This is a genomic window from Bacillus luti, assembly GCF_001884105.1.
Taxonomy (GTDB): Bacteria; Bacillota; Bacilli; order Bacillales; family Bacillaceae_G; genus Bacillus_A; species Bacillus_A luti.
In genome coordinates this window covers 219,089-233,327 of sequence record NZ_MACI01000078.1, presented here as the reverse complement: position 1 = coordinate 233,327, position 14,239 = coordinate 219,089, and the positions used below count along the sequence as shown (strand labels likewise).

At 34.3% G+C, this 14,239-nt stretch carries 15 protein-coding genes; 3 read left to right on the top strand and 12 right to left on the bottom strand.

What is annotated here, in order from left to right; translation table 11 throughout:
• Positions 1 to 54 precede the first annotated feature (54 nt).
• Entirely contained in the window at positions 55 to 972 is a 918-nt protein-coding gene (locus tag BAQ48_RS19675; protein ID WP_071712485.1) for a CobW family GTP-binding protein, read from the bottom strand.
• Positions 973 to 1,082: 110 nt separating this feature from the next.
• Positions 1,083 to 2,519 carry a flavin monoamine oxidase family protein gene (locus tag BAQ48_RS19670; protein ID WP_071712484.1) on the bottom strand — a complete coding sequence of 479 codons (1,437 nt, stop codon included), beginning with the start codon at positions 2,517 to 2,519 and terminating at the stop codon, positions 1,083 to 1,085.
• Between the two features lie 201 nt (positions 2,520 to 2,720).
• On the opposite strand from BAQ48_RS19670, the gene BAQ48_RS19665 reads away from it, so the two are divergent.
• Both BAQ48_RS19665 and BAQ48_RS19660 read left to right on the top strand, forming a co-directional pair.
• Positions 2,721 to 3,665 (top strand): L-lactate dehydrogenase, encoded by a 945-nt coding sequence (locus BAQ48_RS19665; protein WP_000715324.1) that lies wholly within the window; start codon positions 2,721 to 2,723, stop codon positions 3,663 to 3,665.
• 111 nt (positions 3,666 to 3,776) lie between these two features.
• On the top strand, positions 3,777 to 4,061 hold the full coding sequence (locus BAQ48_RS19660; protein ID WP_071712483.1) for a YesK family protein: 285 nt from the start codon (positions 3,777 to 3,779) through the stop codon (positions 4,059 to 4,061).
• Positions 4,062 to 4,182: 121 nt separating this feature from the next.
• On the opposite strand, the gene BAQ48_RS19655 is transcribed toward BAQ48_RS19660, so the two are convergent.
• From BAQ48_RS19655 to BAQ48_RS19630, 6 genes are all read right to left on the bottom strand, one after another.
• Positions 4,183 to 5,196, bottom strand: a complete 1,014-nt coding sequence (locus tag BAQ48_RS19655; protein WP_071712482.1) for an AI-2E family transporter — start codon at positions 5,194 to 5,196, stop codon at positions 4,183 to 4,185.
• Between the two features lie 308 nt (positions 5,197 to 5,504).
• The gene (locus BAQ48_RS28010) at positions 5,505 to 5,645 is read right to left on the bottom strand and encodes a hypothetical protein (RefSeq protein WP_071712481.1); all 141 of its coding nucleotides are present in this window, start codon (positions 5,643 to 5,645) and stop codon (positions 5,505 to 5,507) included.
• A gap of 126 nt (positions 5,646 to 5,771) precedes the next feature.
• Positions 5,772 to 6,374 (bottom strand): nitroreductase family protein, encoded by a 603-nt coding sequence (locus tag BAQ48_RS19645; protein WP_071712480.1) that lies wholly within the window; start codon positions 6,372 to 6,374, stop codon positions 5,772 to 5,774.
• Between the two features lie 57 nt (positions 6,375 to 6,431).
• Positions 6,432 to 7,082 carry a DsbA family oxidoreductase gene (locus BAQ48_RS19640; protein WP_071712479.1) on the bottom strand — a complete coding sequence of 217 codons (651 nt, stop codon included), beginning with the start codon at positions 7,080 to 7,082 and terminating at the stop codon, positions 6,432 to 6,434.
• 71 nt (positions 7,083 to 7,153) lie between these two features.
• Positions 7,154 to 7,585, bottom strand: coding sequence for an Rrf2 family transcriptional regulator (locus BAQ48_RS19635; RefSeq protein WP_071712478.1), 432 nt, complete (start codon positions 7,583 to 7,585; stop codon positions 7,154 to 7,156).
• Positions 7,586 to 7,705: 120 nt separating this feature from the next.
• Entirely contained in the window at positions 7,706 to 8,575 is an 870-nt protein-coding gene (locus tag BAQ48_RS19630; protein ID WP_071712477.1) for a LysR family transcriptional regulator, read from the bottom strand.
• A gap of 97 nt (positions 8,576 to 8,672) precedes the next feature.
• Between BAQ48_RS19630 and BAQ48_RS19625 the strand changes: the two genes are divergently transcribed.
• Positions 8,673 to 9,578, top strand: coding sequence for a DMT family transporter (locus BAQ48_RS19625; RefSeq protein WP_071712476.1), 906 nt, complete (start codon positions 8,673 to 8,675; stop codon positions 9,576 to 9,578).
• Positions 9,579 to 9,620: 42 nt separating this feature from the next.
• Here the strand turns inward: BAQ48_RS19625 and BAQ48_RS19620 are convergent, their stop codons facing one another.
• The 4 genes from BAQ48_RS19620 to BAQ48_RS19605 form a co-directional block, all read right to left on the bottom strand.
• Positions 9,621 to 10,241, bottom strand: coding sequence for a YcnI family copper-binding membrane protein (locus BAQ48_RS19620; protein ID WP_071712475.1), 621 nt, complete (start codon positions 10,239 to 10,241; stop codon positions 9,621 to 9,623).
• 35 nt (positions 10,242 to 10,276) lie between these two features.
• Positions 10,277 to 11,926 (bottom strand): copper resistance CopC/CopD family protein, encoded by a 1,650-nt coding sequence (locus BAQ48_RS19615; protein WP_071712474.1) that lies wholly within the window; start codon positions 11,924 to 11,926, stop codon positions 10,277 to 10,279.
• A 418-nt stretch (positions 11,927 to 12,344) separates the two neighbouring features.
• Entirely contained in the window at positions 12,345 to 13,346 is a 1,002-nt protein-coding gene (locus BAQ48_RS19610; protein ID WP_071712473.1) for a CgeB family protein, read from the bottom strand.
• Positions 13,347 to 13,785: 439 nt separating this feature from the next.
• Positions 13,786 to 14,205, bottom strand: a complete 420-nt coding sequence (locus BAQ48_RS19605) for a VOC family protein (RefSeq protein ID WP_071712472.1) — start codon at positions 14,203 to 14,205, stop codon at positions 13,786 to 13,788.
• Positions 14,206 to 14,239 lie beyond the last annotated feature (34 nt).

The window sequence follows — 14,239 nt, the reverse complement described above, 5'->3', positions numbered from 1 at the left end:
AAATAATTGACTTAAGTTATGAAGTCAATTATTTGCAGCCTACCTAAAATGTACTTAATTATTTTCTACCTTTGCTAATCCTTCAACCAATTGCTTCTTATCTATCCCTTCCCCTATAACTACCAAGTTAGTCGGGAAACCGAAATCTTGTTCCAATAAAATTGGTACCCCGAATGAATATTGGAATAAGTGTGGGTATTTATCTCCATGGAATTTCACAAAACCTTTCACACGATAAATACTATCTGGTAAATTCGAAAGCCATTCATATAATTTGTCTTGATCAATTGATTTCGTAAATTGATACGTCATCGTTTGTATATGTAGATGCTGTTTTACATGCAAGGTCTCATGTTCCCCATCATTGATAAATTCAGCTTCTTCTATATCTTTTAAAGATATATTACAATACTTTGTTTCAAACAATTTCGCATGATTATTTATTGCTTTCACATCTTCAAGTACTTTGTTTTTATCTGCTTCTGTTAGTAAATCTGATTTATTAATTAAAATGTGGCTACCAAACTTCATTTGTTCATGCAACAATTGCTGAACGTTTGCACTTAATATACTTCGATTTAACCATCTTACTGCATCTAAAACGACTACAATTGATTTCACTTCTAGGAAAGGTGCTAATATTGGTGATACACATGCATCTAACACTTCAATTGGATGCGCTACACCTGTTGTTTCTATATAAATTACATCTGGTCTTTCTTGCTGATATAACGAATGCAACTGTATTTCAAGCTCTTCTTTTAATGTACAACAAATACATCCTTTAAGTAGCTCTCTTAAAACATTCTCTTTTCCAATAATATCTGTATCTACTGAGTACTCACCAATCTCATTCATTAACACTGCAACTTTTCTATTCTTCTTTTTCTCCGCTAACAATAGATTTTGTAATAATGTTGATTTTCCACTACCTAAAAAACCACCTAATATATGAATTTCTACTTTATTCATTCGACCGACCATCCATTTCTTTATTTCAAACGTATTCAAAGCGTAATAATTACGATTTATATTTATCATTTTATTAAAAGAACAATCATTTGTAAATACAACTACTAGATTCACTGTTCATTTACTTCATACGCAACTCTAATTCCAGATTCAATTGCTCCTTGCATCCATCCGTGTGTTAATGTCGTATGCTCACCTGCAAAATGCACTTTTCCAGCTGGCGGCGCAATATACGGAAATAACTCTAGCTCTTGACCCGGCTCAAAAGCTGTAAATGCTCCGCAAGAATACGGATTTTGACTCCAGCTAAATGATGTACCTGTAACAAACTCACTATAGACGATGTCACCATATATTTCTGCTAAATTTTTTAATGCGTAACGAATACGCTCTCTTTGCGGAAGACTATCCCATGTTAACGCCTCATCCGCCCACGTATAACTAGCCAAAATTACAGCTGGGCCTGGCGTATGAAGCCCATAACTTGGATAGTATGTAAATCGAATCGGCAAATCTGTAATAGATTTCCCACCACACTGTCCCGCTCTTTCCCAAAATCTACTTTTAAACTCTATCGCAATTTTAGTTGCAGCAATATAATTTAACTCACGAATTGCTCGTCTTTTAAAATAAGAGAATAAATGGTATGGCTGAACTTCAACAAATCGTAACGCTGAAAATGGAATTGTAATAATAGCCATATCACTTGTTATTGTAAATTGCTCTAACGTTTGCTCATGATTTCCTTGTAACATTACTTTATTATCTTCTTGTATGATTTTATCGACCTTATATGGCATTAAAATATGTTCCCTTAATTGTGGTAAGAATGCATTCGATAACTTATCCATTCCACCAGTTATTTCATAATATTTCGTTGTTGAAGTAAAGAAAATCATTTCACGTAATACTTCAATTAAGGACATCCCCATATAAGCTTCCATATCAAGAAGTACCCCAATCATATCAATTGCCCCATCTGAATAATACTCCATTAAAAATGAACCAAGCGAATACGTTTTATACTTTTTTTCAACGATAAGCCAGTTTTTATTCGGGTCTTTTTTTATAAAATTTAGTATGGGTTCTAATACTACTAACATTAACTCTTCTGCCGTTTTTCCTTTTTCATTCTCTAAAATGGGGTATCCAAGTATACTTGGATTTTTTTCAAACAAGCTCAATCTCGTTTTAATATTATTCGTATAAATAATATCTGATGCGGTTTTATTTATAAAAAGATTTAACGGTAATTTAAATTTGCGAATGTATGCTAAAGTTAACTCGTGTGTTTCAGGAATTCGCATCGGCCCTGCATTAAAATATAATCCTCTACTAAACGGTTCTCGAATCGTATATATTCTTCCGCCTATTCGGTTATTCGCTTCTAAAATTGTTATGTTATGCCCTGCTTCTTTCAATAACGATGCTGCAACTAACCCTGAAATCCCTGCACCAACAATAATAATTTGCTTTGGGTTATTCGTTTTAACGAGCCCCACATTAATAACATGAAGCATTCTTTCCGTCGTTAATGGCTGCATCATACCCTTTTCCCCTTTAACAAAGGATTTTATTGCATTATATTCGGTTAACTTGATTCCTATGTTTCATGCAAGGAATTGCACGGATACATTTTCAAATACTTGAATATCTTTTATAAAATGTAATAAACTAGATATGACTCTATAGAAGTAAGACGTATTATCTTACATAATAAAATTAATGAAATTGCGAGGAATTTTGAAATGAAAAAAGGTATTAACCGTGTTGTATTAGTAGGAACAGGAGCAGTTGGATGTAGTTATGCGTACTGCATGATTAACCAAGCCGTAGCTGAAGAATTTGTTTTAGTCGATGTAAATGAGGCAAAAGCTGAAGGGGAAGCAATGGACTTAAGTCATGCTGTTCCATTCGCGCCAGCTCCAACTAGAGTATGGAAAGGCAGCTATGAAGATTGTAAAGATGCTGATCTTGTAGTCATTACGGCTGGATTACCGCAAAAGCCAGGTGAAACACGTTTAGATTTAGTTGAAAAAAACGCTAAAATCTTTAAACAAATCGTTCGCAGCATTATGGATAGCGGATTTGATGGTATTTTCTTAATCGCAACAAACCCTGTCGACATTTTAACTTACGTAACTTGGAAAGAATCTGGCTTACCGAAAGAACGCGTAATCGGTTCTGGTACAACACTTGATTCTGCTCGTTTCCGTTACATGTTAGGTGAGTACTTCAATATTGGTCCACACAACATTCATGCTTATATTATTGGAGAACACGGCGATACTGAACTCCCAGTTTGGAGTCATGTATCAGTTGGTATCCAAAAACTACAAACGCTTCTTGATAGAGACAACACATATACGCAAGAAGATTTAGACAAAATTTTCATAAACGTTCGTGACGCAGCTTACCATATTATTGAGCGAAAAGGTGCAACTTATTATGGTATTGGTATGTCACTCCTACGTGTTACGAAAGCAATTTTAAACGATGAAAATAGTGTGTTAACGGTCTCAGCATACTTAGAAGGTCAATACGGCCAAAAAGACGTTTATATTGGCGTACCTGCTGTTTTAAATCGCGGTGGTGTTCGTGAAATTTTAGAAGTAGAATTAAGTGAAGACGAAGAATTAAAATTCGATCACTCTGTCCAAGTATTAAAAGAAACAATGGCTCCGGTTCTTTAATCTTATATTCAAAAAAGCAATCCAATTTACTTTGGATTGCTTTTTTATATTTTTTATTGTTCATCCTCACTCTAAACCATAATATTATCCATAATAGAAGGGAGTGATTTTATGAATGATTCTTGGACAATTGTAATCCTTTTATTAGCTATTTCATCCTTAATACTTTTCCTCTTTTTAATCATCAGAACCCTATTTCCAACTAAAAAATATGACAAAAATCTCGGATTCATTCTACTTATTATTTGCTTATTAACAATACCGATAAGTATCTTCCTTATTGGTGGGTGGGCAGGTATGGGCATTAGCATAATCGCATTATTTCTTTTTACTGCTGTTATTATAGCCTTAATAGCCAATACATTCATTAAACTTCCACCAGCTAAGAAAGAATAAAGTGACACTTATATCAGTAGCATTCCGTCCGTTTTTACTGTATTACCTTCTATCAATTAACATGTTTCCAGATAAAAAATAACCGATGTTTTCGTTCCTTGCAAACATCGGTTATTTTCTATTACTTTTTAATCGCTTCTTCATTATTTACATCAAGTACATCTAAGAAAAAGATAAAGATTGGTATCCCGATAATAAGTCCCCATATTCCGAGGAAATGCTCTGAAAAGATGAGAATCATAAATGTATAAAAGATCGGTAAATTTGTTTTCGCAGACATAAACTTCGGATTTAAAAAATAACTTTCAAGAGCATGGATGGCTGTAATGAACACAAGTATGTATACTACGTATATAACTCCACCTACATTATAAGCAATGATACAAAGTGGAAACAAAGAAATGATTACACCTGCAACCGGAATCAATCCTAGTAGGAAAATCATAACAGCTAATACGAGTAGCTGTGGAAATCCTAAAACGATTAATGCAATCACAGTAAGAATACAGTTTACAACCGCAATTAAAAACTGCGCTTCAATTACTTTACCGAACGATCTTGCAAACCTTTCACCAAAATATGCAATCTCCTCATAAAAAATCTTTAGCCTACTATCTTTAAACTTAGAAGTAAATGTAATAATACGCTCTTTTTCTAATAAGAAAAATAAGCTTAAAATTAGAGACAATAATATTTGTAAACTTACCTTGCCTATGTTTGCTATCGATTGATATATAACATCTACACCTTGTTCTATATATTTTGATACTTCCATTCCATTAATTGTTGAAAGTGCATATTTAATGATTTCATTATCAGGTGGATTTTGAAAAAAGAGCTTAAATTGATAAATCAATTGTGAAATTTGTATCGTTAATACTGGTAAATATTTATACAATGTTGTGCCGATAAAGGACACTAATATTATATACAAACATGCGATAACAATTTTTCGATTCACATTCAATTTTTTTGATATAAAACGTTGGAACCGATCCATTAAAAATGTCAGTATAAACGTAATTAATATTAAATTAATCATACTTTTTAACCCATATAATACAAGCGCTACTATTATTAAAACGAGAAACCGTTGAAACCCTCTACTTCGAAAAAAATTTTTCACTTCATTCATTAAGAATTAACCTCCCCCTTCAGTGGATGGAAATTGAATATATGACAAAACGTACGTATTCATTGTAATACTATTACATTTTATGAACTTCTATAGACAATCTTTCTTACTAATTGGGAAGAATCCTTTTTTTCTTTTCATATTGTTAGATTCTTTTGAAATCAGCCTACTAATATATTTCTGTGAAGTCCATTTTTTTCGCATATTCTATTACAACTTAGGTGATTTTCTATTTTTAGACTGCTGTTCAGAGAGTTATATTCCCCGTAACTCTCTAGACAAAATGCTAAATAAAAAACTTAATTACTTCAATCTAATCGGTTCTTTTTTTGCATTTGCTTTGCTAATAATTCTTTTACTTGATTATAAGTTAACCCTGAATTTTTATTTAAACGCTTCACTTCCTCAACATCAGTACCTACCACTGTATATTTTTTCTCATTACCCATGTTTCCACTTCCTTTTTTATCAGTTTATTTCTTATATTCCTTCCCTAAATACACATAAATTAACACCCATACCAAAAAGGAAGCTGTTTCTAAGTACAGCTTCCTTCTCGTTTCATATTCTATTTCTTAATAAAATTTCACTACATCTTCAGTAGGTAAGAATGTTCTTTCTCCCGGTTGTTCGTTTGCTTCACCAAATGGCATTTGTCCTACTAAACTCCACTCTGCTGGAATGTTCCAAGTTTCTTTTACTTCCGCATCTACGATTGGATTATAATGTTGTAATGACGCCCCAATTCCTTCAGCAGCTAATAGCATCCATACAGTATGTTGTAACATTGCATTTCCTTGATGAGACCAGAATGGGAACTGATCTTTATATAATGGAGCGTTTTCTTGCATTTTTTCTACTGCCGCTTGATCTTCAAAGAATAACACAGTCCCAACACCTGTATGGAAACCTTTTAATCTTTCTACAGTCGCTTCAAAGTTTTCTGCTGGTACGCGGGCTCTTAGTGTTTCTTTAACAATATCCCAAAACTTTTCATGCTCTCCATCCATTAATACAACCATACGACCACTTTGCATATTGAAAGATGTCGGTGCGTGTAACGCTGTTTTTAAAACTTCTTCAATTCTTTCTTTCGTAATTGCATCGTTTTTTGTTACTTTACGAATGGAACGACGGTTCACGATTGCTTCTTTTAAGTTTGTTGTAGTTGCTGACATTTTAATTCCTCCAAATATTTGTTTTATAATTTATTTTGTTATTTCATAACAAGCGAATTAGCAATATCCATCTGTATTACATTGCATACCTTCAAATGAATTTGTTTTATCCTTTTCAAGTTCTTTATCAATGACTCTTTGTAGCGTTTCTTTACTAGCAAGCCCTTGGATGACTTCATCTCCAATCATGACAGTTGGAACAGCCATAATATTCGCTTCATCATATGCATGCTGAATTGCTTCTTGATGCTTTTCTTTATATTTACGAGTTACTAACGCATCTTTAAATTCGGCTTCAGGAAGACCTACTTCTACCGCTAATTTTGTTAAAACATCAATATCTTCAATGTTTTGCTCTTCTTGGAAAAATGCTGTGAATACGCGGTGATGATATTCATTTCCTAGTCCACGTTCTTTCGCAAATTGACACCCTTCGAAAGCTAAATGTGTATATGGATGCGGAGAAACACGTGGTAATCGCATTTCAATTCCTAACTTCTTCGCTGTAGGAAGAATGAATGCATCCCATGAACCTATTTTATCTGGTTCATTCCAAGGGTCTATTTTTGAATATGGACTTGGACGTAATTCAAATGGCATCCATTCGATTTCTACATCTTTCTCTTTCGCTACTTCATCTAATGGACCTTTTGCTAAAAAACAAAATGGACATATAAAATCTGAGTATACTTTCATTTTTACAGTCATAAATTTTACACCTTACCTTTATAGTTGTAATCGAAACAGTTACATTAATATCAAAAAAATATAAACATGATTTAAGCATTCATTTTCTCTTGCAACGATTCAAACAACTGCGCCATCGTAATATTTCTCAAAACTTCTTCCATCGCGGATTGTGCTTGAATCAAAATAACTTCTAATACAACTTGAATATTCGCACCAATTGGACAATCTGGATTTGGTTGCTCATGAATATGAAATAGTTTGTCTTCTTCTACCACATTCACTGCATGATACACATCTAACAATGTAATTTCATGTAAATCCTTTAATAAACCTGCACCACCTGGACCTCGATTTACGTAAACAAAGCCAGCTTGTTTTAAGTACGACATAATTTTACGAATGACTACTGGATTTGTATTGACACTTTCAGCCATATAGTCTGAAGTGCAAAGTGAAGATGGATTATTTTTTAAGATAGATAAAATATGAACTGCTATAGAAAAGCGGCTACTAATTTTCATCGTAATCACCACCTCGATGTAATCATTATAGTTACAACGAAAAGATAAGTCAATCCTTTTCATAGATTTTTTATAAGCAAATTAAAAAGTGTCCCATTATGATATATGAGACACCTCTTTTTATTCTGCAAATAGCGCTTGAAATTCTTCAATAAATAGCTGCACAGCGATTGAAGAATCCTTTAATGAAGGAACAGCTAAAGCAATTTCTCTCCATACTTGCGGTTCCAATTCTCTCGTTTGCACATTCTGTGGTAAATTCGTTAAAGACAATTCAGCTAATATTGCAATACCTAATCCTTCTTGAATCATATTTAAAGCTGTAGTAACGGTCGATATTACATACTCAGCCCGAAGTGGTACGTTGGCTTGTTTAAACATATCAATAATGGGTGGTTCATATCCGCCCTTACATAATATGATCGGTTCATTCTCTAAATCACTAATTGCAATAGAGTCCTTCTTACAAAGAGGATGATCCTCTCTTAAGATAGCAACCATTTTCCCCTTCGTTAATGGGACAATCTCCATCTCTTTATTAGGCAAAATAACAATTCCTATATCAACAACCCTCGATATTAACCAATCTTCAACTTCTTTAATTGTTCCTTCGCAAAGAACGACCTCTAAGTTCGGATACTTCTCCTTAAAATGATTTATCATTTTCGGTAAGAAATGTGCAGAAGCACTCGGAAAACTCCCAATTCGAATCGTCCCCACTTCGTGTCCTTTCTCCATCGCAACTTCTTGTTCAATCTTCTCTACACCGTTCAAAATCTCTCTAATATGTACAAGAATTCTGTTTCCTACATCCGTAACAATTAGCCCTTTTCGTTTATCACGTATAAGAATCGTAACTCCTAACTCTGACTCAATACTTGAAATGGCATGACTGACTGCTGGCTGCGTCATATTTAACACCCGGGCCGCCTTCGTAAAACTACCTAACTCAACAGTTTTTATTAATACTTGCAGTTGTGTAATGGTCATAACTAATCACTTATACTCCTTATAAAAAAGATTCATTTTATTTATCACTGTCGATATCATATCATAGTGAAATGAATAACAACAAGGAGGTCTTACCGTGACACAGCTTTCTCGAACTAAGACGGCCATCATCCTTACCTTTCTCGTTTTCATGTGGGGAATCAATTGGCCTTTATCTAAGTTTGCCCTGCATTATACACCACCCGTTTTATTTGCAGGCGTTCGAACTTTAATTGGAGGATTCATTTTACTCCTGTTCGCATTACCGAAATACAAAGAGTTACACTTAAAAGAAACTTGGCATTTATACGTTATTTCTTCTTTACTTAACATCATTATATTTTACGGATTACAAACTGTCGGCCTTCAATATATGCCTGCTGGGCTATTTTCCGCCATCGTATTTCTACAACCAGTTTTACTCGGCATTTTCTCATGGATTTGGCTTGAAGAGTCTATGTACGGCTTAAAAATTTTCGGGCTTGTTCTTGGATTTATTGGCGTGGGTGTCATTAGCTCTAGTAGTTTAACTGGACATATTTCTATTATCGGAATCATTCTCGCGATAGGATGCGCTATTGGCTGGGCACTTGGAACAGTATTTATTAAGAAGACTGGGCACCGCGTTAATTCCATTTGGATGGTAACACTTCAGCTCATTATTGGTGGACTTTGCTTAATTGGATTTGGTTCAGAGTTTGAAAACTGGTCTAGTATCGCTTGGAGTATACCATTTGTTAGCGTACTACTCTTTATTTCATTCTTTGTTATTGCAATGGGGTGGCTTGCATACTTCACACTCGTTGGAGCTGGTGAAGCGAGTAAAGTAGGGGCTTATACATTCCTTATTCCCCTTATCGCTATTATTGTAAGTTCAATCTTCTTACATGAAGCCATTACAATGAGCTTATTTATTGGCCTATTATTTATTGTTGTGAGCATTTGTTTTGTAAATATAAAGCCGAAAACACTTGCTGTAAGGCAGCAGGTTGAAGTGAAATAAATATGAGAAAGAGCCTACTATTTGTAGGCTCTTTTTTATATCTTATTTTTTACGACGCACTACAAAAACACACGTACCTACCGAAGATACAATTGCCAAAATAGATAAAACAATCGCTATCAATTGCATATTACTAGTACCTTCATTATTTTCTACATTAGACACTTCTCCATGTTCTCCTGTTAATGATGTACCTTTTGTAATTGCAGTAAGTGAATGTGGTTTCTCCGCTTTCTCATCGCCTGTCCATTCAACAATTTCTCCATCTGTATATTGTTGATATGCATCCCAAGCTATTTTTTGTTCCTTATTTGGATTTTTAGCGACGAAAGTAAATCGTTGAAACTGACCAGGCAAAATCCCTTCTCCTGTTGCTTCCCATACTACAGTTTTAACTTTTCCATCTGTATCTTTTTTCTCTTCCACTTTCCATCCTGGCACCGGTTCATACTGTTGAAACTCGACGCCAGCTGGTATTTTCAGCGTGACTTTTGTCGTTGCCACATTCTTTTCAACTGGTACTTTTATCGTATAAGTCTCCCAAGAGTTAACATCTGAAGTTGCTGGTTTCACAGTTACGTGAGCACTAACAGGTAACGAAAAAATCCCCATTGCAATGATTGTTGCTATCATTGTTGTTCCTAATTTTTTAATACGTTTCATTTTCTATTAACTCCCTTTCATCTATAAACACCTCTTTATCTGCCACCTACAATAAATTTATAATCTGTATCGAAGCTATCAAGAGATTTTGTTAATCCATGTACATGTATATTCCAGTTTCCTGTCATGTTAATATACATACCTTCCGCTTCATATTCTCCTGGTGAAACAGCTGAAGCTTTAAATGAACCTTTGCCCATGTTCATATCTAACGATTGAGTCGTCAATACAATTTGTTCCATATCAGTAATAGGCTGTCCATTCTCATCCTTTAAAGTAATATGAAATATATTTTGTCCTACCTTATTAGGACTTACCTGTAGAGTAAGTTCATATCCATTATTTAATTGCTTGCTCTCTGTAAAAGGTCCAGTAGGAGGCATCGGCGGTGTTTGTACGTTTGTCATAAAAGCTACGATTATGAAAACGATAATTCCTATGATAAATTCTACTTTCACCGTAGCTCCTAACCTTTGCTGCGCCCGCATTCTTCCCTTCACATAATGCACGATCCCCAATATTCCCATGCACACGAGTAAAAGTATCTTTGCTAATAAGGCTAATCCATACTTCGTATCAAATAGTGAATGGATCGTAGGAATAAAAAATGTACTATTAAAAAGACCTGTTATTACAATTACTATGACAGCACCTGTTGCCCACGGTGAAAAACGCTTAATTGCATCCCAATACTTAGTCCACTTATCATCCTCTTTACGTAAAAGAAGAATAATTGATGATAGACCGCCAATCCATAATGACGCTGCAAATAAATGCAGAAAATCCATAACAACAGCAATGCCTTTAAACTTCAAACCATACGCATGACTATTTAAAGCTTTCATAACAAGCAGCCCAGTAAACAATAGTATTGGAATGCTCCATACTTTAAATGACGATAACTTCTCACGCTTCACCGCAAAGTATGTAACTAGTATAAGCGTACTAATAAGAGCCATTTGAGTAATCCATACATAACCAAAAACAGAAAGCTGTAATGTTTCTTTTAATAAGAAAGGATCAAATGCCTCTAGCCACGAAACATCCGCATTCATTTTTGCTTGCAACGGTAGGTTGAATAGTAAACTAATGAATATCCCCAATAATGAAATCCATATTATTTTCTTACTCTTTAATCGAACTAAGGCTGCACTCCCTTTATACATAACAAGATTAAAGAATAGCACGCCTAAAAATAACGAGAAACTTGTATATAGAATCCCGCGTTCCATAATCATATCAATTTGCGGGACATAGCCCATCTCTTCTACTTGTACATCGTCTGCTCCCGCTTCCGCTAATCCAACACGAAACGGGATAACTCCTTGAATTGGATGGCCATCAGCTGAAATAGCCTTCCACTGAATTGAGTAAAGACCATTTTTGAGATTCTCTTTTAACCCAGCTTCTAATATTTTTTTATTACGTTTATCAATATGAGCATCTTTCAAATCCACTCTTTTACCTGAGGAATCTCTTACAAATAATGTATTAAAACGTGAAACTTGTATATCCTCATCGAATTCAATTTTCACAACAGATGGCGCTTTCTTCAACGTTTCATTTTCAGTAGGATTGGATTTCACCACATATGCATGAGCAGATACGCTTTTTGGTATCAATATGATACACACGCACGCAATTAATAGCCATGCTCCTAACCTTTTCATTACTTTCACGCTTATTTCACTTCTTTCCTCTTCGTTACTACACTCCCAATACTTTTACTGCTGATTTCGATTTCTCATCAAAATATTAATATGGTTAAGTATAACTTTCTATATAGTGCAATACTTTATTTCCCCTTCACCTCTATACTTTTAATTTAATAGTTACTACTCACATTAATACAACTTACATTTTTAAAGTCGATTGTTATTATATCATAAAATATATTTATGTAAGTTCCCAAAGGAGAAAAGTTCTCGTGAATCATTTGTGAAGAAAATGTGAAATACATAAATAAAAAGGTGTTACGTTATTACGTAACACCTTTTCCAAAAACACCCTTATTATATTTCTCTTCTGTATCTGCTAGGTTAAGATAATAAATCATCTATCATGCTTTTTCATTCTAAGTGTATGCTCAAACGTTCGAGTACTTTAATTTTTATGGTTCATTTCAATTATTTCTAACAACTGTTTTATCCTTTTATCATAAGTATGTTCGATTAGCGTTCTCTTAAATCCTGCCATCGCAATTTTATTTCGCTGCGCTGGATTCGTTAAATATTTTTCTGCTTTCTCTATAAAATCAATCGATGAGGTAAACGTCTCAATTTGCACCCCAGGAATATAACACTTTTCCAAATCAGCACGAATATCCGTTATTTGAAAAGAACCTGTACTAGCTATTTCGAATGTACGATTATTAACGGAACAAGCATTTATTTTCACTCTATTTCTATTAAATGTTACATCCTCTATCGAGCGATGTATATTTATGTTAATTTTACTTTTTTTAAAATATTCCACATTATTCTCATACATTAAAAATGGTAAAAGGACAATCTTATCTTTCAACAACTCATAACTCTTTAGTTTATCCCAATTACACCCTATAATTAAAGTGTTTTTCGTCACTAAATACTCTGAAATGGAATCAATAAAAGCAAGCCGATTTTCAAAAGCGGTCCCTATGAAACTAATATCAAATAGATATTCCTCTTCCCTCAGTAACGGCGTATATATAGGGGGGTCTGCCGCTAGAGGCAAATAAAATACATTCTCACAGCCTAAATTTTTATAAAAATCAATACATCCTGTATCTTGCGTAAAAATATAATCATAATCAAGAACTAAGTCTTTCGTTACATCTGTAAAGTAAGGATCATCTGTAAGCCAAAGCGCAGTCTTAAAGTTATATTGTTTTAATTGTTGAATCCCTTTACTTATCCCTTTTTCAAAACCGTGGAAGACAATAATGAGAGATGGTTTTATCTTTAAAGCTGTTTTCACCAAGTTTTCGTATGTTACCATCGTTACAGTTCCAACTGCCTTTTTCAAACTATTATATATAGCTTCCTCTAATACCGGGAAATATACAGGAACGCTAGATGTAACAAATAATACGTTGAAATCTTCAGCACCATGTGAACTTCCCACAGATAACCACTCTCCAATACATCAAATTCACTTTTTATATTATGTATTGCACAAAAATAAATAGTTGGTTACAGGCTGCCCTTTTGCTTATACCCACTCCTATAAGATAGCGGATAGCCTCTCACAATATATATTCAAATTCCCCAAATACTTTCATTGAAAAATACATAAAGTGAAACTTTAATCAGCAGAGAGGGCATCCCCACTGATTATTAGCCCATACCAATCGGGATAAAGTGAAACTTTAATCAGTGGGGGTTTTCTTCATCCCCCACTGATTATTAGTTGAACCAATCGGACTTTTATGGGCAGTTGATCCCCCACCTAACTTCTTTGCTTTCGCTGAATTTTGAGGTGGGGGTCTTACTGCCCATTAAAGCGGGATAAATAAAAAGGTGTTACATTCGTACGTAACACCTTCCATAAAAATACGCTTCTTTTATTTTTCTTCCGGATAATCACAATACTCAATAATTGTCCCTTCCGTATCCGCCGGGTTAAGATAAATTAATCGTCTACCATGTTTATTTATTCGAAGTGTATGTTCTAACGTTCGAATACCTTGTTCTTTCAATTCCTCTAAAGCTACATCTAAATCATCTACTCGGTATGCAACGTGATGTACACCTTTACCCTTTTGTTTAATAAATCGTGCGATTGGAGATGTCGTATTATTTGTAGGTGCAAGTAATTCCACTCTATCACCATCTACTTCAAGAATGGCTACCTCACTTTCAACACCTGGCGCTTCACTTATGTAACGGTCTATTAAAGTTCCTGCCAAAACCGTTTCATAAAAACGTATCGTACTATCTATATCACGAACTGCGATTCCGATATGATCAATTGTTTTTTTCATGTACTTTTCCCCTACTACTTTATTTTTCTTTCCT

What these genes read in the sequence shown, in the direction of transcription:
- BAQ48_RS19655 (WP_071712482.1), bottom strand. Translation starts at nt 5,196, where the DNA reads ATGAATGAAGTGAAAAATTTTTTTCGAAGTAGAGGGTTTCAACGGTTT.
- BAQ48_RS19605 (WP_071712472.1), bottom strand. Translation starts at nt 14,205, where the DNA reads ATGAAAAAAACAATTGATCATATCGGAATCGCAGTTCGTGATATAGAT.
- BAQ48_RS19635 (WP_071712478.1), bottom strand. Translation starts at nt 7,585, where the DNA reads ATGAAAATTAGTAGCCGCTTTTCTATAGCAGTTCATATTTTATCTATC.
- BAQ48_RS28010 (WP_071712481.1), bottom strand. Translation starts at nt 5,645, where the DNA reads ATGGGTAATGAGAAAAAATATACAGTGGTAGGTACTGATGTTGAGGAA.
- BAQ48_RS19670 (WP_071712484.1), bottom strand. Translation starts at nt 2,519, where the DNA reads ATGATGCAGCCATTAACGACGGAAAGAATGCTTCATGTTATTAATGTG.
- BAQ48_RS19640 (WP_071712479.1), bottom strand. Translation starts at nt 7,082, where the DNA reads ATGACTGTAAAAATGAAAGTATACTCAGATTTTATATGTCCATTTTGT.
- BAQ48_RS19620 (WP_071712475.1), bottom strand. Translation starts at nt 10,241, where the DNA reads ATGAAACGTATTAAAAAATTAGGAACAACAATGATAGCAACAATCATT.
- BAQ48_RS19665 (WP_000715324.1), top strand. Translation starts at nt 2,721, where the DNA reads ATGAAAAAAGGTATTAACCGTGTTGTATTAGTAGGAACAGGAGCAGTT.
- BAQ48_RS19660 (WP_071712483.1), top strand. Translation starts at nt 3,777, where the DNA reads ATGAATGATTCTTGGACAATTGTAATCCTTTTATTAGCTATTTCATCC.
- BAQ48_RS19630 (WP_071712477.1), bottom strand. Translation starts at nt 8,575, where the DNA reads ATGACCATTACACAACTGCAAGTATTAATAAAAACTGTTGAGTTAGGT.
- BAQ48_RS19645 (WP_071712480.1), bottom strand. Translation starts at nt 6,374, where the DNA reads ATGTCAGCAACTACAACAAACTTAAAAGAAGCAATCGTGAACCGTCGT.
- BAQ48_RS19675 (WP_071712485.1), bottom strand. Translation starts at nt 972, where the DNA reads ATGAATAAAGTAGAAATTCATATATTAGGTGGTTTTTTAGGTAGTGGA.